The sequence below is a fragment of the Pseudomonas sp. 43A genome, assembly GCF_013363935.1.
Classification (GTDB): Bacteria; Pseudomonadota; Gammaproteobacteria; order Pseudomonadales; family Pseudomonadaceae; genus Aquipseudomonas; species Aquipseudomonas crudilactis.
The window spans coordinates 4,635,905-4,658,993 of sequence record NZ_CP054880.1 but is presented as its reverse complement, the minus strand read 5'-3'; the positions used below and the strand labels follow the sequence as shown (position 1 = coordinate 4,658,993).

16 protein-coding genes are annotated in these 23,089 nt (G+C 59.3%); 3 read left to right on the top strand and 13 right to left on the bottom strand.

All coding sequences use genetic code 11. The features are described 5' to 3' along the window. Window positions 1–4 precede the first annotated feature (4 nt). The 10 genes from HUW52_RS20350 to HUW52_RS20305 form a co-directional block, all read right to left on the bottom strand. Window positions 5–4,690 (bottom strand): RHS repeat-associated core domain-containing protein, encoded by a 4,686-nt coding sequence (locus tag HUW52_RS20350; RefSeq protein ID WP_175554715.1) that lies wholly within the window; start codon window positions 4,688–4,690, stop codon window positions 5–7. Then, window positions 4,690–5,427: a DUF4123 domain-containing protein gene (locus HUW52_RS20345; RefSeq protein WP_175554714.1), complete on the bottom strand. Its 738-nt coding sequence runs from the start codon at window positions 5,425–5,427 to the stop codon at window positions 4,690–4,692. The genes HUW52_RS20350 and HUW52_RS20345 overlap by 1 nt, the downstream gene beginning before the upstream one ends. After that, the gene (gene tssI / locus HUW52_RS20340) at window positions 5,417–7,459 is read right to left on the bottom strand and encodes a type VI secretion system tip protein TssI/VgrG (RefSeq protein WP_175554713.1); all 2,043 of its coding nucleotides are present in this window, start codon (window positions 7,457–7,459) and stop codon (window positions 5,417–5,419) included. The genes HUW52_RS20345 and tssI overlap by 11 nt, the downstream gene beginning before the upstream one ends. A gap of 130 nt (window positions 7,460–7,589) precedes the next feature. After that, a complete protein-coding gene (locus tag HUW52_RS20335; protein WP_007919523.1) occupies window positions 7,590–8,105 on the bottom strand; it encodes an Hcp family type VI secretion system effector in 516 nt (171 codons plus the stop codon). 431 nt (window positions 8,106–8,536) lie between these two features. Beyond that, window positions 8,537–9,916: a VOC family protein gene (locus tag HUW52_RS20330; protein WP_016983316.1), complete on the bottom strand. Its 1,380-nt coding sequence runs from the start codon at window positions 9,914–9,916 to the stop codon at window positions 8,537–8,539. 88 nt (window positions 9,917–10,004) lie between these two features. After that, the gene (glcF, locus tag HUW52_RS20325; protein WP_016983315.1) at window positions 10,005–11,225 is read right to left on the bottom strand and encodes a glycolate oxidase subunit GlcF; all 1,221 of its coding nucleotides are present in this window, start codon (window positions 11,223–11,225) and stop codon (window positions 10,005–10,007) included. A 2-nt stretch (window positions 11,226–11,227) separates the two neighbouring features. Continuing rightward, a complete protein-coding gene (gene glcE / locus HUW52_RS20320) occupies window positions 11,228–12,277 on the bottom strand; it encodes a glycolate oxidase subunit GlcE (RefSeq protein ID WP_175554712.1) in 1,050 nt (349 codons plus the stop codon). Beyond that, on the bottom strand, window positions 12,277–13,776 hold the full coding sequence (glcD, locus tag HUW52_RS20315; RefSeq protein ID WP_175554711.1) for a glycolate oxidase subunit GlcD: 1,500 nt from the start codon (window positions 13,774–13,776) through the stop codon (window positions 12,277–12,279). Before glcD ends, glcE begins: the two co-directional genes overlap by 1 nt. Window positions 13,777–13,908: 132 nt before the next feature. After that, entirely contained in the window at window positions 13,909–14,835 is a 927-nt protein-coding gene (locus HUW52_RS20310; RefSeq protein WP_175554710.1) for an alpha/beta fold hydrolase, read from the bottom strand. A gap of 21 nt (window positions 14,836–14,856) precedes the next feature. After that, window positions 14,857–16,311, bottom strand: a complete 1,455-nt coding sequence (locus HUW52_RS20305; RefSeq protein WP_175554709.1) for an NAD(P)/FAD-dependent oxidoreductase — start codon at window positions 16,309–16,311, stop codon at window positions 14,857–14,859. 177 nt (window positions 16,312–16,488) lie between these two features. Here HUW52_RS20305 and HUW52_RS20300 point away from each other — a divergent pair, with 177 nt between their 5' ends. The 3 genes from HUW52_RS20300 (at window position 16,489) to HUW52_RS20290 (ending at window position 19,722) form a co-directional block, all read left to right on the top strand. Next, window positions 16,489–17,562 (top strand): diguanylate cyclase, encoded by a 1,074-nt coding sequence (locus HUW52_RS20300; protein WP_016983310.1) that lies wholly within the window; start codon window positions 16,489–16,491, stop codon window positions 17,560–17,562. A 215-nt stretch (window positions 17,563–17,777) separates the two neighbouring features. Then, window positions 17,778–19,016, top strand: a complete 1,239-nt coding sequence (locus HUW52_RS20295; protein WP_016983309.1) for a M20/M25/M40 family metallo-hydrolase — start codon at window positions 17,778–17,780, stop codon at window positions 19,014–19,016. Between the two features lie 403 nt (window positions 19,017–19,419). Further along, window positions 19,420–19,722 carry a hypothetical protein gene (locus HUW52_RS20290; RefSeq protein ID WP_175554708.1) on the top strand — a complete coding sequence of 101 codons (303 nt, stop codon included), beginning with the start codon at window positions 19,420–19,422 and terminating at the stop codon, window positions 19,720–19,722. A gap of 133 nt (window positions 19,723–19,855) precedes the next feature. On the opposite strand, the gene HUW52_RS20285 is transcribed toward HUW52_RS20290, so the two are convergent. The 3 genes from HUW52_RS20285 to HUW52_RS20275 form a co-directional block, all read right to left on the bottom strand. After that, window positions 19,856–20,725 carry an oxaloacetate decarboxylase gene (locus tag HUW52_RS20285; protein WP_175554707.1) on the bottom strand — a complete coding sequence of 290 codons (870 nt, stop codon included), beginning with the start codon at window positions 20,723–20,725 and terminating at the stop codon, window positions 19,856–19,858. A gap of 167 nt (window positions 20,726–20,892) precedes the next feature. Beyond that, a complete protein-coding gene (astA, locus tag HUW52_RS20280; protein ID WP_016983246.1) occupies window positions 20,893–21,927 on the bottom strand; it encodes an arginine N-succinyltransferase in 1,035 nt (344 codons plus the stop codon). A gap of 61 nt (window positions 21,928–21,988) precedes the next feature. Continuing rightward, window positions 21,989–23,005, bottom strand: a complete 1,017-nt coding sequence (locus tag HUW52_RS20275; protein WP_175554706.1) for an arginine N-succinyltransferase — start codon at window positions 23,003–23,005, stop codon at window positions 21,989–21,991. Window positions 23,006–23,089 lie beyond the last annotated feature (84 nt).

The following is a 23,089-nucleotide window of genomic DNA, read 5'->3' as shown; positions in this document are numbered from 1 at the left end:
TGATTCACTTCCACTTTCCAATAGGGGTAACAGTTTCGTAATGATCACTAGTTATGTAGAGGAGTCCGTCATCTGAGTAGAGTAGCCTGGTCCCCGGCTGATTGCTCCGCGACATCGTGTTATTGAGACCGACGTCAGCTTCATACCAGGTTCGGCCGGGGGCTGAAGGAAGTACGTTTGTATCATTGTAAAAAACATCACCGCCTAGCTGCCCGCCAGGAACGCTATTGTTGACTGCTTTACCTTTTTTCCATCCGCTTTGTGTTGCCTGAGCTTTTGTAACGTAATTTGGGGGAAGATCACCAGTGGCCCGCAAACTTTCGACTAAGGGATTCGCAGCCTCAGTCGTTCTAAGATCACGCTTCATGGCTTCGTATTTGGCGGCGTTATGAGCGGAGTTGTTATAGGGTTCAGGCTCATCACACTCTTTACTTGCTAGCCCCAACGGATCCACCCACCCCGTAGGGTTCGGCACGTACTGGTAGCTATTCAAACCACCTGCAAGTTTGATCGGATCCGGAGTCAAAAACCGTCCAGTTCCCGGATTGTAGTAGCGGTGCCGGTTGTAATGTAACCCTGTCTCGGCATCGAAATACTGACCCTGGAACCGCAACGGGTTATCGATCTCGCTGACGTCCAGCGCGGCGAGATTACCGTAGGCTCGGTACTTCGCCGACCACATGATTTCACCGCTGTAGTCGGTGAGCTCCTGCGGTGTGCCGAGGTGGTCGAGTTGGTAATAGAACGGCGTGGCTTTACGTGGGCCTTCGCCATCGAGCATGGCCAACGGACGGAAGGTGCCCGGTTCATAGATGTAACTGCGGTAGCGGTTTTCGGCGCTTTCAGCGATCAAGCGCTCGCCTTGCCACAGGAATTCAGTGGTGTGGCCGTCGACGGTTTTTTCTATACGTCGACCGAAGGCATCGTACTTGTAGGTTGCAGTGCTGCCACCCGGTAGGCTAACGCCGATCAAGCGGTGCTGGCAGTCGTAACGATACTCGGTGACGAGTTTCTGTCCTGTGCCACGGCGTTCGCGACTCAGGTTGCCGTACGCGTCGTACTCGTAGTGACGATCACCCTGCATCAGCAGGCGGTTGCCTTTGACGTTGGCGAGGTTTGCTGTGCCTTCATTGCTTTGGCCCAGCAGGTTGCCCGCCGGGTCATGGGCGAAGCTTTCCGGAGTAGCACCGCGCACGCTGATGAGTCGATCGAGCGGGTCGTAGTGGTAGCTGCGATTGCCTTTGCGGCTGTCATCAATGCCAGCGAGGTTGCCGTTGGCATCGTAATTATAACGACGCTGGAACAGGTTCTTGTCTCGCTGGCCAACAGTGTGGGCTTGCAGGCGGCCTTGTTCGTCGTACTGGTATTGGCTGAGCAGCAAACCTTGCTGACGTTTTTGTTCGCGCCCAGCACTGAACTGGTGAGAGGTCAGGCGCGAGCCATTGAGGTCGATGCTGCTCAGTTGTCCGCCCGGTTGGTGACGGTAATCGAGTTTGCTGCCGTCAGGGAGGCGGCAGTGTTTGAGCTGACCAACGCTATCGTACTCGTAGCGCAGGGTGCCCCAACCTTGGTGTTCTTCGATGAGGCGGTCTTGCAGGTCGTATTTGTAGGCGAGCGGCCAGTTGCCGTCATCGACGTTTACGAGGCGACCGAGGGCGTCGTAGCTGTAGTGGATTTCTTCGCCATCGGCCAGGGTTTTCACCAGCAGCCGGCCAGCCGCATCGCGCTGATACTCAGTGACCAGTTCGCTGCCATCGTCGCCGAACTCGGTTTTCTTCAGCAGTTGGCCGTTGAGGTCATACTCGTAAGCCGTGCGACGACCGTCGAAGCCTGTTTCCTGCTGGATCAGGCCGTTCGCGTAGTAGTCGAGGTGGTATTGCTCGCCGCGCTCGTTTTCGATTTCAGTCAGCAGCAGACGAGAGTTGTCATAGCGATAGCGAAGTTGGCTGCCGTCCGGATTGATGCGGCGGCAGACCAGATGCAGGTTGTCGGCGTATTCGTACCGAGTGATGCGGCCGAGTTCATCGCGTTCAGCGGTGACATTACCGTAGGCGTTATAGGTAAACGCACGGGTTGCGCCGCCCGGCAGCGTGACCTGAGCGAGGCGATTAGCTGCGTCCCACTGGTATTGGGTAATGGCGCCGGACTCTTCTTGGCGGGTGATCTGCCGACCCAGCGCGTCGTAGCGATACTTGCGCTGGCCGCCATCGGGCAGGCGTTCTTCCAGCAACTGGCCGAGGTTGTTCCAGCCGAGTTGATGGCGACTGCCGTCCGGGTGGCGAATCTCCAGCAGGCGGCCCTGAGGATCGTAGCTGTATAGCGTGGCATTGCCGTCCGGGTCGATTTGCTGGGTGATATCGCCCTGACGGTTGCGTTGGTACTTCCAACTGGCTTTTCCGCGATGGACATCACTGACGAAACCGTTGATGTATTCGTAGGTGGTGGCTTCGTCTTCCGGCGGGATGACGGCAGTCATCAAGCCGTTGTCGTTGTAGCGGTACTCGGTGACGGCGCCCAACGGATCCTTTTCCGCTATCAATTGGCCTTTGTCGTTGTAGGCCTTGAGATGCTCGGCACCGTCCGGGTCGATCTTGCTGATCAGTCGCGCTTGGTCGTCGTGGGTGTAAACCTCTTCGCTGCCGTCGGCGTTGGTGACAGTCACGCTGCCTTTGTCATCCCAGGCGTAGTGCGCCTCCATCTGCGAGAAGTTGGCCCAGTGATGTGTGCAACGAGACAGTTTGCCTTCGTTCTCCCACTCCCAGTAGAACGCAGCGCCGCCCGCCAGTTGCCGCTCGAGAATGACGTGCTGTTCGTTGTAGCGATAATGTTCGGCTTCACCGGCCGCGTTCTTCGCCTCGATCAGACGATGCTGAGTGTCATAGCTGTAGGTGACCAGCGTTTGCACCGTATTCCAGGCGTCTTCCAGATTATCCGCGGGCAGGAACTGCTGATAGTCGATCGCGACGATGTGTTTTCGGTCGTAGCGCAGAAGCAAGGCGCGACCGGCGCCGTTGTCGAGGCGTTTGATACGACCATGGATATCGCGTGTGACGTGCAGTCTATTGCCATAGCTGTCGCTAATGGCGATCAGGGTGGCGCCTTTGCTGTTAAAGCGGAAGTGGTAGAACGATGGTCGCTTGCCGGCTTGGGCCAGAATCAGTTCCGATGGATCGTCACCGAGGAAAATTGCCGCGCGCGAGAGGCTGTTGGTGATGGCCGGGCGTTGTTCGGTTGGAAGTGGGAAGGGGGTTGAGCGGTTTTCGTGGTCGGTCCAGGTGACTTCATCGCCATTGATTTCGATGCGATGAGCCAAGGCATGGCTCCAGCCATAACCCAAGCCGCAGTCGATTTCCACCGCGCTGGTTCTGTAGAGACGCGTCCACTCAAATGGCAGTAGCCCGTCGAGTTGACCGTCGGTCAGCGTCAATAACTCTTCGCCGGTAACCATCGAAACCGGGCACTTGTCGACGCGCGTACAGGACACAGGCTCCGCGCTTTTATTAGCGGGGGTCGTGGCTTGCCTAGATGCATCGTCAGCGTGCGCCGCAGTTCCTATCCGAGCATTCGATTTTCCATCGAAGCGAACTTGCACTGTTCCTTGCTTAATCTGCCTTCCTATTCCGCGCGCCGCAACTGGAACATACTTGGTAACGTATGCCATGAAGCCCTTAATAATTTCGAAGATCGACTTAACAAAATTAACTACGGCGTTGAGGACGATTTCTCCATATTTCTTTATGCGTGCGACCAGATAAATCAGGCCAGTTCCTTCAGCGGCCACCGTCAAAACGATCGAGATGACGATATCGATGGCAATGCCGACGACTGCCGCCGTAGTCATTTTCGCGGCATCACCTGCTGTTTTCATTGGGGGCAAGCTAGCCAGCCAAATAACCGCTGTATGCATCATCAGGAAAAGCGCTGCTTCGTCACTGGCCAAAAGCATGGCCTTTTTCATGACTTCAGGGGCGGTTTTTGCTACTTCGATAAGCTCTTGTGCACCTTCGCCGAGTTTTTTACCAAACTTGCCGGGGTCCTGAAGGATATCCAGGACAAGTTTGATCCCATCCCAAACGCCTTTAATTGCCTCCCAACCACCGTCAAGGATGCCGCTACCAATAGCCATGACCGTGCCGGAAAGAGATAGGCTTGACCACTGCTGGCGATATCCGCCAGGCCCGGTCCATTTGTTGCGCAGAAAACCTTCGAGTTCACTGTTGAGTCCCTTGTACGAGTCAAACAGTGTGTCAATCTGCGCTGGCGTTACTTCGTTATGAACACGGATTACGTATTTTTTACCCGGGACCCCACCTGACCAACTGGCTTTACCCTGAGCATCAAGCTTGACCTTGTTGATGGCGCCGCCACCCTCTGGAACGATCTCGACTTCAATATTCCCCACGGGAATATCATAAAGAGATTCGAATTTGCTCTCGATCAGCATAGGGCCTTTCAGCGGGCATTGAGCCACGACGCTGAAATTGTCATCTGTCATGCTTACCGCGGTCGAGGATCTGCCGGCTTTGAGGATCCGTTCCATACCCAGCAGGGAAGGTTTATCGGTCTTGTGGCTGACTTCATCAGCCAGACTTGCGTACCAGGAATGGGTTTGCTTCTGGTAAATCGTCAGGCTGTTCTTGAAATTCTTCAGTTGGTTGTCAACGAAGGCAATGCGTTCCTTTGCGACCATCAGCCTTGCTCCAGAATCAGGTGGTTTAACAGTGCTTCTTTAAGGTTTTTCGGTGCGTCCGGACGGCGCACGAAACGGCTGATTTTCAGCTTCAGGTTGTTTTCGGGCCAAGCGGTGTAAATGTCCGGACGGTCTTCTTCCAGCCACTGCATCAAGTTGCTGATCAGCGTCGTCGGATTTTCCTTGGCTAAGCCATCCAGTAACGGCTTCGGCACCTCCCACCACGGCCAATCTTTCACCTTCGGCACAACCCGCGTCCCAACCTCCAGCGCTTGCCCATTAATCAGATACCGCTCAAACATCGACATCACTTCCCCAGCCTTCTCCCCCAGCCCATGCAGAATCGGATAGATATGCCGCCCATCCCAAAACCGGAAAAACACCTCGGTCCCGTCCGGCATCTTCACCTGCGTCAGACTGCGCAGATGCTCGAACACTTCATTCGGCTCGGAACGCGACACCGCCAACCATCCCCAATCGAGAGCATCGGTTTCAGCGATCCACGGCAAGAATGCCGAATTGGCTTTGAGCTCGGTGACGTAGGGCATCACCGGTTGCCAGGTGGAGTAGGGCGTGCCGCCCCAGATCGGGATGAGCTGGGCGGTGGGTTCGGTGAGATAGAGGTTTTTCAGTGCGTCGGAATCACTCGCCGCGCTAATAACCAGATACAAACGCTCGCCAGTCTGCAACGGCTGTTGCGCCAGCCAATCCTTGGGCGTAATTCGATCAGATGGCACAGGCACCTGCCTTGCATTTTTCGCATTCTTCGCAGAATGGCGCGTTACGTTTGAGGGTGTTGATCTGGGCTGGGGTCAGAACCTGGCCGGCCTTGTCGGCGTCGGCCTGTTTCAGGATGCCGGGTATCAGCGGGGCGGCGCCAGTGCCGCTCCCTGGGCTGCCGCCGGAGTTCATGTTGATCACCGGGCCGCTCAGGGTCACGCCGCCGGCGTCGATCTTGATGAAGCTACCGCCGCCGATCAGGGTCAGCTCCGCACCGGCTTCCATCACCACTTTCATGCCGCTGCTGAGGTGGATTTCCTGGCCGGCGTCGATGAACTGGCCGGTGCCGATCTTGATGTGCTGATTGACGCCGACAGTCAGGTGGTCGTTGGCGCGGGTTTCGACTTTGCGGTCGGCGTAGACGGTGTGGTGTTCTTCGGCCTTGAATTCGCTGTAGCTGTTCTTTTCGACGGTGTCGTGGCGTTCGTTGCCAACGCGGATTTTCTGGTCGTGCTCGACGTTTTCGTCCCAGTCGCGCTGGGCGTGCAGGTAGATTTGCTCCTGACCTTTTTTGTCTTCGATGCGCAGTTCGTTGTAGCCGCCACCGCCCATCGAGCTGAGGGTCTTGAAGGTGCTGCGGGTCTTGTTCGCCGGCAGTGGATAGGGGACGGTGTTTTCCTTGTGGTACAGGCAGCCGCTGATCAGCGGTTGATCGGGGTCGCCTTCAAGGAAGGTGACCAGCACTTCCATGCCGATGCGTGGGATGGCGATGCCGCCATACTGGGCGCCGGCCCAGGCGCTGGAGACGCGCAGCCAGCAGCTGGTTTTGTCGTCGGCCTGGCCTTCGCGGTCCCAGTGGAACTGCACTTTGACGCGGCCGTATTCGTCGCAATGGATCTCTTCGCCTTTCGGGCCGGTGACCACGGCGCTCTGGCTACCGAGGATGCGCGGTTTCGGGTGGCGCAGGGGCGGGCGGTTGGGCACGTCCCACGGCGTGGCCTGGAAGCGGTTGCGATAGCCCTGATGGAAATCGTCTTTGAGTGCAGTGGTGTCGCTGGTTACCGACTCTTCGAGGACTTGCGGTTGCTTGCCTTCGTGGAGGACTTCGGTCAGTAACCAGAGGTCGTTCCATTTGGCTTTCGGGTGCGCGGTCAGGGCGAGGAAGTGGCCGCTGACCAGCAACGGCTGATCGCTTTTGCCTTCGGCGAGCTGGAAGTCGCTGCGATGGCGTTCGAGGGCGCGTTTGGCCAGGTGTTTGCCGCGCTCGCGGTCGATGAAGCGACCGGGGTAATCGTAGTCTTCAAGGTCGGGCAGGGCGTCGCCACGGTTTTCGCTTTCGAGGGTGAGGCGTGGTTTTTCGAAGTCGTAATCGCGGCGGGTGGTGCGGCTGGTGCGGGTTTCCAGGCGCAGGTCGAAGCGCTTGATCACCGGGTCGCTGGCGACCATGCCGGAGTCTTGCTGATAGGCCACTGGCTTGAGTTTCGGGAACACCGTCTGGTCATCGCCGAACACCAGTTTGTGCGCCGTCGCCGTGTGTTCGAAGTGGTAATGGATACCTTCTTCCTCGCACAGGCGCTGGATGAAATGCAGGTCCGATTCATCGTACTGCACGCAGTAGATGCGCTCGGGATAGATCGAACCGGTCTTGAATTCGTAGGCGTTGCTTTGGATACCGTGCTCTTCGAGGACCTTGCCGATGATTTTCGGCACGGTGAGGTTCTGGAAGATCCTCTGATTGACGCGATGCGCGAGGTAAGACAATTGCGGACGCAGGGTCACCGAGTAACGGGTCAGGCGTTTGCCGGAATCGCCTTGCGCGGCGCGGTAGATCTGGCCATGGATGCCGCTGCCGTCGGGCGACAGTTGCAGGAAGGCCGGTTTGTGCAGCAGGGTTTCGAGGTCCAGCGACGGCTGCTCACTGACCAGCTCCACCTCAAAGACAAAAGGCTGGCTGATGGCTTCGCGACCTTGCAGGGTGAATACCTGAAAGTCAGCAGAAAGACCTTCGATGGTCAGGGCAAAATGGGTTTCATTGGCCGGCGCGAACATCCCTTGTTCCTCGTGCTGTACAGCGGCGTGAGTTGACGACCGCAAAACGGCTCAACTTACGCGAAATTCTGGAGGGCGAAAACAACATCGACCAGCAGAGCTGGCCGATGCTTGTAACGATCAGCCGTAATTAAACGACTGGAGCACGCCAGTCATCGGAACCCGAAGTACCGGATACTTCGTGGGTCCAGGTGATTTTACGGTAGGTGAACTGCACTTCTTCCAGGTGGGTGAAGTGCGAGTTGCCTGGATCCTGGCAGTTGTGCATTTTGTTGTTGATGGCGACGATGATCGCGTCTTCCAGTTTGGTGGTGTAGTAGTGCTCTTGGGTACCTTGAGCAGAAGTACGGAACCACTGGATAACGATTTCGCTCATGCGCTCGCCGGAGGTCAGAGCGGCTTGCAGCAGAGGCGAAGCCTTGTCGTAGACCTTGGTGATCACGACTGGCTTGTGAACGCGCTGACCGGTTGGCTGACCGGATTGTGGGTCACGCGGGATGATCACGTCGTGGCTGAAAGCCTGAACCATAACCTGGTCTTCGTGGCCTTCCTGGTAGGTGTTGCCTACGGAGTCAGCGGTGAAAGCGCCTGCAGTGATCAGGCCTTGTTTTTCGCCGGTAACCGACATGTACGCTGGTGTTGCCATGGGGTGCTCTCCTTGCGGAATAATTTAAGGTGCCCGGGAGGCGAAATCGCCCGGTGGGTGCCTGACTGTTATCAAGGAGCGTGCCAACAATTGTGCGGGCCATGCGGGCCGGGGTGTTTGTCTGATTTTTCAGGCGCTTGTGCGAAATAAAGCGCGCGCCGAATGCAAAAGTGCGCAAGAAGTTGCGCAGTACTGCGCAACTTCTTGCGCACTTGGCTGCAGGCCTTGTGCGACGTGGCTCCCAGCGGTTTTATCAGGCTTTTTTGCAAAACAAGTGCGCAACTTCTTGCGCACAATGGCTACGCGCCATCATTTGGTCGAGGCGGCTGCTTCAAGATTTTCAGATCAAAAGATCGCAGCCTTCGGCAGCTCCTACATTTGGAATGTATTTTTCCTGTAGGAGCTGCCGAAGGCTGCGATCTTTTGATTTTTCAACGCGTAAGTTGTGTCAGGCACTCATCAATCGAACGCTGCTGCGTCGCCGCATACAACCGCAACTCATCAATGGTCGCGCGCCCCAGCGCCTGCTCGAAGGCCTGCCGATTGGAATGCTCGCCATAATGCGCCTGCGCCGCATCCCCAAGGTTCGACTGAAAAATCCCCGCCGCACTCACCGGCAGGAAATCTTCGTACACCAACGGTTCCGCTTTCACATAACCATCGCGCAACAAGTCCTCCAAAGATGACTGCCCAAGCCCTACCGCTGCCAGGCCCTTTTCCGTGGCGAAATAGCGAAAGTACGCCAGTTCTTGTTCACGCATACCCTCGACACTGTCAGGAAATTCGCCAAAGTGCTGAGCCATCAGCGCGTTGTAGCGTGCGGCGTTGGCTTCGTTGGGGAAGTCACCGAGTTCATCGCGCGCGGCATTCAGCAAGCGGTCATACAGCGCCCGGCCTTTGGGCGTAAGTGCCGCGCCGCGCTGTTCGATTTCGCCGAAACGCGCGCTGTGGCTGCCACGGATTTGGTTTTGATCGGTGAAGGCGATCGGCTCGTCCAGCGCCTTGAAACTGGTCTGGCGCAAGAGGATCGGGCACTGCCGGCGCGGCGGGCCTTCGATGACGGCTTTCGGGGTGATGCCATGGGCTGGCATCTGTTCCTGGACGCGGTCGATGTCCAGCGTGCGCGGCGTCAGGTGATTGATGTGCGGGCCTTTGAACGCCACCACATCGGCGATCAAACGGTGTTGGGCGCTCAAAGTTTGATATTGCGCAGCGGTAACCGTGGCGCTGTGATGCCAGCGAAAGGTTTCCAGTGCCTGCAGGACGAATGCCTCGGCCTCGCTTTCATTCAGTCCGCCCGCGTTTTCAGCTTGCGCGATCAGGCGCAACGCCTCCGAGGTAAAGATCGAACGCTTGGCCAGCACTGATTCGGCAAAGGCCCGCAGTTGCGCATCCTCAATCAACTCGAGGCGCAACAGCGACGTAAACACCCGAAACGGGCTGACTTGCAGCGCCTCTTCATGCACCGCGCGAAACGCTGTGGAGTGCACCGGCACGCCCGCCGGGGTCAGGTCGTAATAACCCACCGGTTGCATGCCCATCACCGCAAACAGGCGGGCGAGGGTGGCCAGTTCCGTCGCAGTACCAACGCGGATGGCGCCATGGCGCTCCATATCCAGCCGCTGAATTTCGCCGGTGCTGTCGAGTTGCCGGGCGATATCCGGTTGACGTGCAAGCACCTCGCGGTTGGTTTGCTCGACCAACTGCATCAGCGCGCCGTACAACGGCACTTCCTCGCGGTACATGTCGGACATCGCTTTGGAGAAGCGTTGGCGGATCAGGTCGGGGCTGATGAACGGCTGCACGGTCATGAAAAAAATTCCTGCCACGGTCACGGAATGGATGAGGGAAAAGATCGCAGCCTTCTCGCACGCGGGCAAACGAAGAATCCTACGAACTTCATTCTGCCAACGACTGATCCACCAGTTCGATCCAGTGCATCACCCGAGTGCGCCCGGCGCTGCCCAGATGGCTCTGACAGCCGACGTTGGAGGTGACGATCAGCTCGGGGCGGCCGCTTTCCAGCGCATTGAGGCGGTTGTCGCGCAGTTGCCGGGCCAACGCCGGTTGCGTCAACGAATACGTGCCCGCCGAGCCGCAGCACAAATGGCCGTCGGGCACGGCGGTAAGATTGAAACCCAAGCGCGTCAGCACAGCTTCCACCGCACCGCCCAGTTTCAACGCATGCTGCAACGTGCACGGGCAATGCACGGCAACCCGCCGTTCAGTGGCAGCGCAGATCTGTTCGAGCGGTTCCTGCGCGAGTATCTGCACCAGATCCACCGTGCGCTCGCTGATTTCCCGGGCCTTGGCTGCATACAGCGGATCGTCTTCCAGCAAATGCCCGTAATCCTTGATGAATGCGCCGCAACCGCTGGCGGTCTGCACAATCGCTTCGGCACCGTTTTGCAGGTGCGGCCACCAGGCATCGATGTTTTGACGCGCGCGGTCGAGGCCTTTGGCCTGGGCGTCGAGGTGATAGTCCAACGCGCCGCAACACCCGGCCTCGGCCACCGGGGTGACACTGATGCCCAAGCGATCCAGCACCCGCGCCGTAGCGTCATTGGTGTTTGGCGACAACCCCGGTTGTACGCAGCCTTCAAGCAACAACACGCGACGGGCATGCCGGGGGGCAGGGCGCGAGCTGTTAACCGGCAAGTGCTGCGGCAATTTGCTTTCCAGCATTCGCGGCAACAGCGGCCGAAACGTCGTGCCCACTCGCAACAAACCTTTGAACAATCCCGGATTCGGCGCCAATGCGCGCAAGCCCTCACGTAACAGGCGTTGCGCCGCCGGACGCGGCACTGCTTGATCGACCACCGCGCGGCCGATGTCGAGCAGGTTGTGATAGTCGACGCCGGACGGGCAGGTGGTTTCGCAGTTACGGCACGACAGGCAGCGATCCAGATGCAGTTGTGTCTGCGCCGTCGCGGGTGCGCCTTCGAGCACTTGCTTGATCAGGTAGATGCGCCCGCGCGGGCCATCGAGTTCATCACCGAGCAATTGATAGGTCGGACAGGTCGCGTTGCAAAAACCACAGTGCACGCAGGTGCGCAGAATCTTCTCCGCCTCGGCGGCGCGGGGCAGTTGTCGCGATTGTTCGCTGAGGGTGGTTTGCATGGCTAGAACTCCGCGTACATCCGCCCGGGATTGAACAGCCCTTGCGGGTCGAGCTGCGCTTTGAGTTGCCGGTGATAACGCAGCAGTGTCCAGGCCAGCGGCTGGAACGGCGAAGAGCTGGCGCCGTGGGTGAAGCAGGTGGCATGGCCGCCGAGTTCCTGAGCGAGGATATGAATGTGCTCAACGTCGGATTTCAGCCAGCGTTGTGCACCGGCCCAGTCGATCAATTGCTCGCCGGGTAGATCCAGTGGCCCGAGATTGTTCGGCAACGACAAGCGCCACAGCGGCAGACCTTCGTTGAAAAACCCTAGACGCTGCTCATTCAGATCGCGCCAGAACCCTGAATCCAGTGGCTCGCCCCCGAGGCGTTGATGCGCCGCCGTCACCGAGCCTTCGCCGCCCTCAAGACGCAGATACAGGCTCTGGCCATCGTGGCACGCGGCGCTGATTGGCAACGGTTGCTGACCCCATTCGGCAAGCTTCGCCAGTGCCCGCGCGCATTCCATGTCGAGGCGAATGCTCAGGCACTGGCGGGGTTTCGGCAGGACTTTCAGCGATACTTCGGTAAGCACGCCAAGGCAGCCGTAACTGCCGGCCATCAGCCGCGACAGGTCATAGCCGGCGACGTTTTTCATCACTTCGCCGCCGAAACGCAGGTGCTGACCGAGTCCGGTGATGACCCGCGTGCCGAGGACGAAGTCGCGCACCGAGCCAGACCACGGCCGCCGAGGGCCGGACAGACCCGTGGCGATCATGCCGCCAACCGTTGCGCCTTCGCCGAACGCTGGCGGCTCGCAGGGCAGCATTTGTCCGGCAGCATCCAGCGCCGCCAGCAGTTCGGACAGAGGCGTGCCGGCGCGCGCTGTGACCACCAGTTCGGTCGGCTCGTAACGGACGATGCCGCAGTGGGCGCGGGTGTCGAGCACTTCGCCGGCCACCTCGCGGCCGAGGAACGCTTTGCTGTTGCCACCCTGAATTTTCAGCGGCGTGGCGTTGGCCCGGGCCTCGTTGACCTGATCGAGCAGGGCGCTGGCGGCGTCGACATCGGCCATCAGAAGCGCTCCAGTTCGGGGAAGGGCAATTGCCCTGCGTGAATGTGCATCGCGCCGAATTCGGCGCAGCGGTGCAGGGTCGGAATGTTCTTGCCGGGGTTGAGCAAGCCTTTTGGGTCGAACGCGGCTTTTACCGCGTGAAACAGGCTCAGTTCGTCGCTGTTGAACTGCGCGCACATCTGATTGATTTTCTCGCGGCCGACGCCGTGTTCGCCGGTGATGCTGCCGCCGACCTGCACGCACAGTTCGAGGATCTTGCCACCCAAGGCTTCGGCGCGATGCAGTTCGCCGGGTTGATTGGCGTCGAACAGAATCAGCGGGTGCATGTTGCCGTCGCCGGCATGGAACACGTTGGCCACGCGCAAACCGTATTCTCCACTGAGGCGGGCGATGCCTTGCAAGACGCCGGGCAACTCGCGGCGCGGAATGGTGCCGTCCATGCAGTAATAGTCCGGTGACAAACGGCCGATGGCCGGGAAAGCATTTTTGCGCCCGGCCCAGAAGCGCACGCGCTCGGCCTCATCACGGGCCTGACGCACTTCCGTGGCGCCGGCGGCGGTCATGACCTCGCGCACCCGTTGGCAATCGTCGTGGACATCGGCTTCGACGCCATCGAGTTCGCACAGCAGAATCGCCTCGGCGTCGACCGGGTAACCGGCGTGAATAAAGTCTTCGGCGGCGCGAATGGCGAGGTTGTCCATCATCTCCAGCCCGCCGGGAATGATCCCCGCCGCGATGATTTCGGCGACCGCACGGCCAGCCTTTTCCACTGAATCGAAACTGGCCAGCAGGACTTTCGCGACCTGAGGTTTGGGCAGCAGTTTGACCGTGACTTCGGTGATGATCCCCAGCAATCCTTCGGAGCCGGTGAACAACGCGAGTAAATCGAAACCCGCTGAATCGAGGGCGTCCGAACCGAGGGTCAGGCGTTCGCCTTCGATGGTCAGCACTTCGATTTTCAGCAGGTTGTGCACGGTCAATCCGTACTTGAGGCAATGCACGCCGCCAGCGTTTTCCGCGACGTTGCCGCCAATCGAACAGGCGATTTGCGAGGACGGATCCGGCGCGTAATACAGGCCGAAGGGCGCCGCTGCCTGGGAAATCGCCAGATTGCGCACCCCCGGTTGAACCCGCGCGGTGCGGGCGGCCGGGTTGATGTGCAGGATATTGTTGAAGCGCGCCATCACCAGCAGCAGGCCCTGTTCCAGCGGCAAGGCGCCGCCGGACAATCCGGTGCCAGCGCCACGGGCAACCACCGGGACGTTCTTCTGATGGCAGAGTTTGAGCAGGGTTTGCACTTGCTCGAGTCGACGGGGCAGGGCGACCAGCATCGGCGTGGTGCGGTAGGCGGAGAGGCCGTCGCATTCGTAGGGTTTGAGTTCGTCCTCGCGCCACAAAATGTCGAGGTCTGGCAGCGTTTGCTGCAATGACTTGAGGAATTCGGCCTTGTTCACCTGCGGCAACGGGCCGTCGAGGCGTTCGTCATAAAGAATATTCATCTACACCTCAGACCTCGTCACCTTGTAGGAGCTGTCGAGTGAAACGAGGCTGCGATCTTTTGATCTTGTTTTTTACAAGCAGAATCAAAAGATCGCAGCCTTCGGCAGCTCCTACACAGGATGTGTTGAGTGTCATTTCTGGCTTCCGAGGAATTCCCGATACAGCCGCGCAGTATTCCCCGGCTGTTCAACCATCGGCATGTGCCCGACATGGTCCCAGACATCCACGCGCAAATTGGCAATCCCCTTGCTCCACACCGGCACGCTGCTGACGTCGATCAGCCGATCCTTGCGCCCCCAGAGCAACAGCGCCGGGCACTTGATGTCGGCGAGTTTCGGCTCCATCGGCGGGCTGGCGCGAAAATCGCGGAAGATCTCCTCCAGTTCATCGCGTTGTTGTTCGTAGCGCTGGGCGATGGCGTCCAGCACCAGATTCGGCACCCATGGCGGTGATTCCATGGTCATCGCGTAAAACTGGCGAAACTCTTCCCGGGAATTGATCAGAAACGGGTTATGCCCGCGCGCCAGATGCCGCTCCATGTCGCTGGCCTCCGGTGCAGTGACGCCCGCCGGGTCGATCAGCGCCACCGAAGCGATGCGATCCGGATAAGTCGCCGCCAGCCACGCGGCGATGTAGCCGCCCATCGAGTTGCCGATCACATGGACTTTCTCCACGCCGCAAACGTCGAGCAACTGGATCATGCGCTTGGCCTGCAACGGAATGTCGTAGCCGCCGCCAGCCTTGAAGCCGGTTTCACCATGGCCGGCAAGGTCCGGGATAATCACCCGATACTGGCGCACGAAGTGCCGGGAAAAGCGCAGCCACAGATTCTTCTCGGCGCTGTAGCCATGCAGCATCAGAATCGCGCTGGCCGCTTCATACGGCCCGCCCTGCCACGTCGAGACGCTCATCTCGGCGATCGGCACTTCGATCTTGTGCAATTTGTACAACTTGGCCTCGATGGCCATGTTCAAGTCGTACAGCCAATGGCCGACCGCCGGATAACTCAACCAGCTCCAGGCTACGAAAACCGCGAGGGCGACAAACAGCAAAAGCATCGACGTCTTCCTTTTACGTGTTCAGGACAGAATGTGGTCGGCCGGTTTCAGCGCTCGGGTCAAGCGGTGATAGCTGAAACTGAAGCCGGGAAACATCGCGATCACATGACCGCTCTTGCTTTGATACCAACTGTGGCAGCCGCCGGACTTCCAGACCGTGCGCTCCATCTCTCGATGAATCATCTCAGTGTAGGTACGTTCCGCTTCACGGCGCACTTCAATGCTGCGCAGGCCTTTGGCCTGCACGGTGCGAATGCAGTCGAGGATGTAGTTCATCTGCGATTCGATGATGAACAGCGCCGAGGTGTGGCCGATGCCGGTGTTGGGGCCGGTGACGATAAACAGGTTGGGAAAGTCCGGCAGGCTGGTGCCCAGATAGGCGCGCGGGTATTGCGCCCAGACCTCTCTGAGTTGCACGGCGTTTTTTCCGCTGACCGGGTAGGAAATCACCCCGTCGGTGGCGTCGTAACCGGTCGACCAGACGATCAGATCAACATCGATGTGTTGGCCGTCCTCAGTGTTGATGCCGCTTTCGTCGATGGAAGCGATGCCTTGTTCGCGGGTATGCAAGGTCACGTTGGGACGGCTCAGCGCCGGGTAATACGTGCTGGACACCAGTACCCGTTTGCAGCCGATGGTGAAGTCCGGGGTGAGTTTTTCTCGTAGCACCGGGTCCGGCACCTGGCGTTTGAGAAAACGCAGGGCGTGCTGCTGGACCATGTGAATCGCTGCTTTCGAATATTTGAACGCGATGACCCGGGTTTCGAATTGCCAGTAAATCAGCCAGCGCAACAGTTTGTAGGCGGGTTTCAGACCGAGCAGCCAGCGTTGCAGCGGCCCGAACTGCCGATCAGCGCGGGGCAGCACCCAGTGTGGCGTGCGCTGAAACACATGCAGTTGCTCGACGTGTGGCGCAATCGCCGGAATCACCTGCACCGCACTGGCGCCGCTGCCGACGATGGCCACGCGTTTACCGCGGTAGTCGTAGCTGTGATCCCAATTGTTTGTATGAAAAGTCTTACCTTGAAAGCGATCCCGGCCGGGAAAGTGCGGAATGACCGGTTGGCTCAATGGTCCGGTGGCATTGATCAGGAACTGCGCATAAAAGGTGCCTTTGCTGGCGGTGTGCACGGCCCAGCGTTTTTCCGTGTCGTCCCACTCGACGCGCTCGACATTGGCCTCCAGCTCCACGCGTTCGCGCAAACCGAACTGCTCGATGACATGCTCGGTGTAGCGCTGCAGTTCGGCCTGTCCGGCGAACATCTGCGACCAGCGGTACGGCGCGAACGATAGCGAATACAGTGGCGACGGCACGTCCACCGCCGCGCCGGGGTAGGTGTTCTGGCACCAGGTGCCGCCAAAGAAGTCCCGTCGTTCCAGCAGGCGAAAATCGTCGATCCCGGCTTTGAGCAGGTTGACCGCAGCACATTGACCGCCAAAACCGCTGCCGATGATCAACACGTGGTAGGTGTGCATGGGCCTCCTTCTTATAGTTGTTTTTCCATTTTGCTCCTTTCATGTATAGCCAAATATTTGCACTGTGTGCGGCCGTGATGTCGCTCTATTCAGCCCGCTGGCCGGTGATGGCTATTTAACGTCGCCCTGTTAGACTTCCAGCACATCCGTCCTGCGGTGTGCGTGATCGAGGTCCTTATGGGAAATACCGGAGGAAAGGGACTTTCATTGGCCAGGAGGCTTTATACATCGCGCATCCTCGGGTTGATTCTGGGGCTCGTGTGCGTGAGCGTGGCGATGTACTCGCTCGATCCGCCGCTGTGGGTCTGGGCACTGATGTTCTTCAACGGCCTGGTCTGGCCGCATCTGGCGTTTCAATGGGCGCGCCGCGCCCGGGTTCCTTACCACGCTGAACACCGCAATCTGTTGATCGACGCCTTTTTCGGCGGCTTTTGGCTTGCCGCCATGCATTTCAATCCGTTGCCCACTGCTACGACCATTTCAATGATGGCGATGAATAACGTCGCTATCGGCGGTTCACGTTTTCTATTGGCAGGCTCTGCGGCGCAGTTGCTCGGGGTCGGCGTCGGGCTGGTGGTCTTTGCCCCGGCATTCGTTCCGCAGACCTCGCCTGCGCAAATGTACGCCTGTTTCCCGTTACTGCTGCTGTACCCGTTGGCGCTGGGCTGGATCTGCTTTCGCCAGGCCTACACCCTCGGTCGGCATAAACGCGAATTGCTTGCCCTGAGCCGCACCGACAGCCTGACCGGGTTGCTCAATCACGGCGCCTGGAAGGATCAACTGGAGATCGCTTTTCAGCGCTGCAAGCGGCAGAAGCAGGGCGCGGCGATTGCGTTGATCGACATCGATCACTTCAAGGCGATCAACGACACTTACGGCCATGTTGCGGGCGACATTGTGTTGCGTCAGTTGAGCAAGTTACTTAAACAAAATCTGCGCGCGACGGACATCGCCGGGCGCTATGGTGGAGATGAGTTCTGCGTGATTCTGCCGGAACTGCCGTTGTTCAACGCCGCGCAGGCGATGGAGGCGTTGCGTGAGCGTTTCGCGATTCTGGGTTATGAGCAGAATCCGGCGTTGAAGGTCAGTTTGAGTATCGGCCTGGCGGCGTACGATCCGGCGCATGCTGACGCGACACGCTGGCTCAATGATGCCGATCAGGCGTTGTACGAGGCCAAGGCGAGCGGACGTAACCGGGTGATCTGCAATTGCGATGACAAGCCCCGGCGGACATTGCTGGATTCGGTTTGACCGCTACACCGTAGATCCCCTGTGGGAGCGAGCTTGCTCGCGAAGGCGTCCTGCCAGGCGATATCAATGTTGACTGATCCACCGCTTTCGCGAGCAAGCTCGCTCCCACAGGGGGTTGTGTGTTGTCGGTTAGATCAGTGTCGCATTCGGTGTAGAGCCTCGCGCCGATGTCGGGTACGGTTTAAGTCCCCCCGACGCGAAACAAGGATCGCTTCATGACGTTCTCATTTTCTCGCTCCCTGCTGGCCGCCAGCCTCGGCCTGTCTCTCGCTTTCTCCGCTGCCCACGCCTTTGCCGAACCGCACAAACAAGTGCTCGCCGATGCCGAGCAATACCAGCCAGAAGCGCTGAAACTGCTGGAGCGGCTGGTCAATATCGACTCCGGTTCCGGCTATGAACCCGGCCTCAAGCAAGTCAGCGACATCGCCATCGATGAGCTGAAAAAACTCGGCGCCACCATCGAACTGGTGCCCAATACGCCGGAAAAATCCAACCATGTACTGGCGACGCTGAAAGGCACCGGCAAGGCGAAAATCCTGCTGATGGCGCACATGGACACGGTGTTCAAGGAGGGTTCGGCGGCCGAGCGGCCGTTCCACATCAAGGACGGCCGCGCCTACGGGCCGGGGGTGATGGATGACAAGGGCGGCATCGTTGCCGGGATCTATGCGCTGAAAGTCCTGAAAAACCTCGACTTCAAGGACTACGCGCAAATCACCTTCCTGCTCGACGCCAGCGAAGAAACCGGCTCGGACGTCGCCACCGACCTGATCAAGAAAACCGCCAAACAGCACGACGTGACGCTCAATCTGGAGCCGGGACGCCCGGCCGACGGCCTGGTGGTATGGCGCAAGGGCAGCGCGACGGCGCTGGTCGAGGTCAAGGGCAAAGCGGCGCACGCTGGTGTCGCACCGGAACTGGGGCGCAACGCCGCGATGGAGGCCGCGCACCAGATTCTGCAACTGGGCAAACTTGGCGATGAGGCGAAGAAAACCACCATCAACTTCACCGTGCTCAAGGCCGGCGATCGCACCAACGTGATCCCCGATCAAGCCACGGCCAAGGCTGATGTGCGTGCGGCGGTGCCGGAGGAGTTCGACCGGATCGAGAAGGATCTGGCGCGGGTGTCGCAGGACAAATTGATTCCTGAAACCGAAGTGAAGACTTCATTGCAACGCGGCTTGCCACCGATGCCGCAGACGCCCGAATCGGATCGTCTAATGGCCATGGCTCAGGGGATTTACGGCGAGATTGGCCGCAAGTTGACGGAGGAGGGCAGTGGCGGTGCGGCGGATGCGAGTTTGTCGGCCGGGGTCGGCACGCCGACGCTGGATGGTTTCGGGATTGTTGGCGGCAATATTCACACGCCGGAGGAATACGCCGAAGTGGCGAGCGTGGCGCCGCGGATTTATCTGTTGTCGCGGATGATTATGGAGTTGGCCAAGCCACGGTGAGTGGTTTTGTGGTGTGACTGGTGCGGGTGGGGTGTCAGGTGCATTTGCCCTCACCCTAACCCTCTCCCAGAGGGAGAGGGGACTGACCGTGTTGTTTGTGGTTAACGCGGCGGCCTGAAAGATCAGTTCGAACTCAAATTCGGACTCAGCGCGGTGTCACAAGTCGGCGTAGATCCCGAGCATCCCCCAATCGGTTCCCTCTCCCTCTGGGAGAGGGCTAGGGTGAGGGGCTTTTGTGGGAAAAATGGAAGTCGCGAACGGCGTACAAAAAATACCGAAAAGTCCGACAGAAGCGCTCATTGCGGCCGTTGAGCGCGGCTCTTATAGTCTCGGCTCGCAGAAAAATCTGCGACGATCTTGGCCGGTCGAATACAGCACCTGACCCCTATTTGGAGTGAACTCTATGACCGACCAAGTAATGCCCCGCTTCCTCCCCATCGACACCTACGACGCCGAATCCCCGGTGCTCTTCCTCAATACCCACTCAGAACTCAGCGACATGGCCGTCTGTGCGATGCACCGGTTTGTGGTCGTGCGCGATCTGGCCGACACCTTTGCCAGCCTCAACCTCAAAGGCATTTCCGATTGTGATCTGACGCGGGTGACCAGTGCGGTGCATCTGTTGATGCGCGAGGGCTGTGCGATTCTGAATGTGATTCAGGCGCGGGCGGTGCAGCGGGAAGAGGCTTACAAGACGCCGGTTTAGCGGTGTAGCGGCTGTTGCTATCGCGAGCAGGCTCACTCCTACAGTAGATCTTCAGTGCAAACAGTATTTGTGTTCAACACTGATCAATTGTAGGAGTGAGCCTGATCGCGATGGCGTCAGCCCGGCCAACCCATCACTCCTTGACGCTCATGTATTCCTTGGCCCAGAGAATGTATTCCTCCGGTTGGGTATAAGTGTGCGTCAACTCGGTCGCGCTCAGGTCGGACGCCTGGGTAAAGATCTGCCGCTGCTCGCGCAGGCTGTCGTACGTCGCTTTGATCGCTGCAAAGTAAGCGCCATGGCCATCAATGGTCACACGCACACCGAGTTCGGCCAGACGTTTGTCATCGCGCAGCGCCGGGTTGCCGTAGGTCACCAGCATCAGTGGCACGGTCAGGTGTTCGGCGATTTGCTCGAGCTGATCGAAATCCTGAATCCCGACCATGCAGATGCCGTCAGCGCCGGCCGCCTGATACTGGCGAGTGCGGCTGATGATTTCCTGATTCGGCAGGATGCCGGCATTGGTACGGGCGATGATCGCCATTTCCGTATCAACCCGGGCTTCCAGTGCCGCGCGGATCTTGCCGACGCCCTCGGCAACGGTGATCAAGTCGGTGGATTTGCGGCCGAATTGGGCCGGCAGCAAGGTGTCTTCGATGGTCAGGGCGGCGACCCCGGCGCGTTCCAGTTCGACGATGGTGCGCATCACGTTGAGGGCGTTGCCGTAGCCGTGGTCGGCGTCGGCGATCACTGGCAATTGGGCGACGCGGCCGATGCGGGTGGCCTGTTCGGCGAACTCGCTGAGGGTGATCAGGGCAAAGTCCGGGGCACCGAGTACCTGCAAAGAGGCCACGGAACCGCCGAGGATCCCCACTTCAAAACCCAGGTCAGCGGCAATGCGCGCGGACATCGGATCGAACACCGAAGCCGTGTGGTAGCAGGTGTCGGAAGCCAGCAGTTGACGGAAGTTACCGCGCAAATCTTGATGGGAAAGCCTGGTCATACGAGTTCCACCAATACAAAGGAATGGAAAGGCTTGAACAAAGGTGTCAACGCCGAAGAATGAAAAGGCTATCACGCGAATGGGTCAAGGATCATGACGAATTTGCAAGGGACAGGTTGTCGCGGACTCTTTTGCTGAAAGGATTTACCTTTTTGCGGTGATGACCGTCAGGCCGCCACCGCCTGTTGCTGTTGATTGGGCAGCATCGCCGCACGCACCGAATTGCCCGGTTGCAGTTGCAGGCGCTTGGCGGTGAGGCGGTCGATCACCAGGCTGCTGCCGACCCGACGGGCGCGGGCGACGGTGATGCGGCAGTTTTCCAGGCGCCGGTTGTGAATCAGCCACAGCGGTGCCTGTTCATCCGGGCTGCCGAGGCTCAGGGTCAGCTCAACGCTCTCGCGCACGGTGCGGATATTGCGCACCGGCGCTTCGATCACCGGGCCGCCGTCGAAGATGTCGATGTAGCCTTTGTGGGTAAAGCCTTCGGCCTGGAGGATCTTCAGCGCCGGCTCGGTATTCGGGTGTGCCTGGCCGATCGCCGCCTGGGCTTGTTCGGTGAGCATGCAGGTATACAGCGGCTGGCGCGGCATCAGTTCGGCGATGAACGATTTGTTGCCAAGGCCCGACAAGTGATCGGCATGGCTGAAGTCCATCTGAAAGAAATGCCGGCCCAGACTGTCCCAGAACGGCGAACAACCGTGTTCATCGGCACTGCCGCGCAGTTCGGCAATCATCTTCTCGCCGAACAGGTGCGGGAATTCGGCAACGAACAGCAAACGCCCCAGTGACAACAAACGGCCATTGCTGCCGTGGCGCTGATCATGGCCAAGAAACAATGAGCACAGCTCCGATTGGCCAGTCAGTTCGTTGTTGAGGAACAGCGTCGGGATCTGCCGTTGAATACCCAGATCCGGTGCCGAACTCACGGTCAACCCGACCCGATAGTTGTACCAGGGCTCGCGCAGGCCGACCGCACCGGCCAATGCGCTGACGCCGACTACACGCATGTCGTCGTCTTCGAGCACAAACAGATAGTCCGCATCGGCACGTTCCACCTGTTCGGCAAACGCCCGTTGTGCCCAACGAACCCGGTGGGACAGGCGATCTTCGTTGGCCGGCAGGGTGGTGAACCCCGGGCCTGCCTGTTGCACCAGCGCCATCAAGGCTGGCAGGTCGCTGACTTTGACCGGGCGGACAATCATGCTGTATCTCCTTCTGCGCGCCTGTTCGGGCACTGTCGTTGACTGCGCAACCGCGCGGGTTTCACAGGGCAATCAGCCGGATCGGGCTGCCATCGGTCACGTTCAGCGCCGCACACATTGCAGGGGTGAGGGACAGCGGTTGATCGGGTTGGAAATCGAGTTCGGCCATGATCGCGCGAAAGCCGTGCAGCGCGTCATTGCTCAGCAGGTAACGGCCACGGGAATCGATCTGTGGTCGTTGCTGCACCGTTGCGGTCTGGCTGCGGGCGATCGAACGGATATTGGCGGTACGCGCATACAGGGTCGGGCCGGCGTCGAACAGGTCGATGTAGCTGTTGGTTTCGAAGCCTTCACGCTCAAGGATGTCGAACGCTTCCTGGCCATCCGGGTGGATGCGCCCGATGCAGTCCTGTGCAGCTTGCGGCAGCATCGGCACGTAGATCGGGTATTGCGGCATCAGTTCGGCGAGAAACGTGCGGCTCTGCAGCCCGCACAGGCGTTCGGCTTCCGCGTAGGGCAGGTCAAAGAAATGCTTGCCCAGCGCATCCCAGAACGGTGAATTGCCGGCCTCGTCGCTGTAACCGACGATTTCGGTAATCACCGCCTCGGCAAAGCGCGGTGCATGAGCGGCGATGAACAGCAGGCGCGCCCGAGACAGCAACTCGGAAAATGGCGTGCGCACCAGATTGGCGTCGATGTGAAAGCCGCGCAGCAGCGTGTGGTCGTTGAGGTCGTGGCACAGCGACAGCGCTGGCACGCCGTGTTCGATGTTCAGCTCGCGGGACGCACTGGTGAAGTGGCGGTTGCGCAGGCTGTAGAAAGGCTCGTCGAAGCCCGCCGTCGCGAGAATTTCCGAGCAGCCGAGCAGCCGTTGGCTGTCGAGGTCTTCCAGCACGAAGAAGTAGTTCTCCGGGCCGTTAGCCTCTGCCGCGCTGGCGAAGGAGGCACAGGAACCGGCGATTTTCGCGCGCAGGCGCTCGCTGTCGTCCGGCAGGGAGGTCACGCCCACCAGACTGTCGCGGGCCAATTGTTGTAGCTGGGGCAGGTCAGTCTGCTCGACTGGGCGTAAGACCAGCATGGATGTACTCCTGTATCAAAAGGTTCGGCAAAGTCGCCGAACCTGACTATCACTGTCGGTTTCCACGCGATAAATCGGCGGTCG

Bases quoted from the DNA above. Each gene is read 5' to 3' on its own strand.
- HUW52_RS20300 (WP_016983310.1), top strand. From the start codon at position 16,489: ATGGGAAATACCGGAGGAAAGGGACTTTCATTGGCCAGGAGGCTTTAT.
- HUW52_RS20335 (WP_007919523.1), bottom strand. From the start codon at position 8,105: ATGGCAACACCAGCGTACATGTCGGTTACCGGCGAAAAACAAGGCCTG.
- astA (WP_016983246.1), bottom strand. From the start codon at position 21,927: ATGATTGTCCGCCCGGTCAAAGTCAGCGACCTGCCAGCCTTGATGGCG.
- glcF (WP_016983315.1), bottom strand. From the start codon at position 11,225: ATGCAAACCACCCTCAGCGAACAATCGCGACAACTGCCCCGCGCCGCC.
- HUW52_RS20305 (WP_175554709.1), bottom strand. From the start codon at position 16,311: ATGCACACCTACCACGTGTTGATCATCGGCAGCGGTTTTGGCGGTCAA.
- HUW52_RS20275 (WP_175554706.1), bottom strand. From the start codon at position 23,005: ATGCTGGTCTTACGCCCAGTCGAGCAGACTGACCTGCCCCAGCTACAA.
- HUW52_RS20330 (WP_016983316.1), bottom strand. From the start codon at position 9,916: ATGACCGTGCAGCCGTTCATCAGCCCCGACCTGATCCGCCAACGCTTC.
- glcE (WP_175554712.1), bottom strand. From the start codon at position 12,277: ATGGCCGATGTCGACGCCGCCAGCGCCCTGCTCGATCAGGTCAACGAG.
- HUW52_RS20290 (WP_175554708.1), top strand. From the start codon at position 19,420: ATGACCGACCAAGTAATGCCCCGCTTCCTCCCCATCGACACCTACGAC.
- tssI (WP_175554713.1), bottom strand. From the start codon at position 7,459: ATGTTCGCGCCGGCCAATGAAACCCATTTTGCCCTGACCATCGAAGGT.
- glcD (WP_175554711.1), bottom strand. From the start codon at position 13,776: ATGAATATTCTTTATGACGAACGCCTCGACGGCCCGTTGCCGCAGGTG.
- HUW52_RS20350 (WP_175554715.1), bottom strand. From the start codon at position 4,690: ATGGTCGCAAAGGAACGCATTGCCTTCGTTGACAACCAACTGAAGAAT.
- HUW52_RS20285 (WP_175554707.1), bottom strand. From the start codon at position 20,725: ATGACCAGGCTTTCCCATCAAGATTTGCGCGGTAACTTCCGTCAACTG.
- HUW52_RS20310 (WP_175554710.1), bottom strand. From the start codon at position 14,835: ATGCTTTTGCTGTTTGTCGCCCTCGCGGTTTTCGTAGCCTGGAGCTGG.
- HUW52_RS20295 (WP_016983309.1), top strand. From the start codon at position 17,778: ATGACGTTCTCATTTTCTCGCTCCCTGCTGGCCGCCAGCCTCGGCCTG.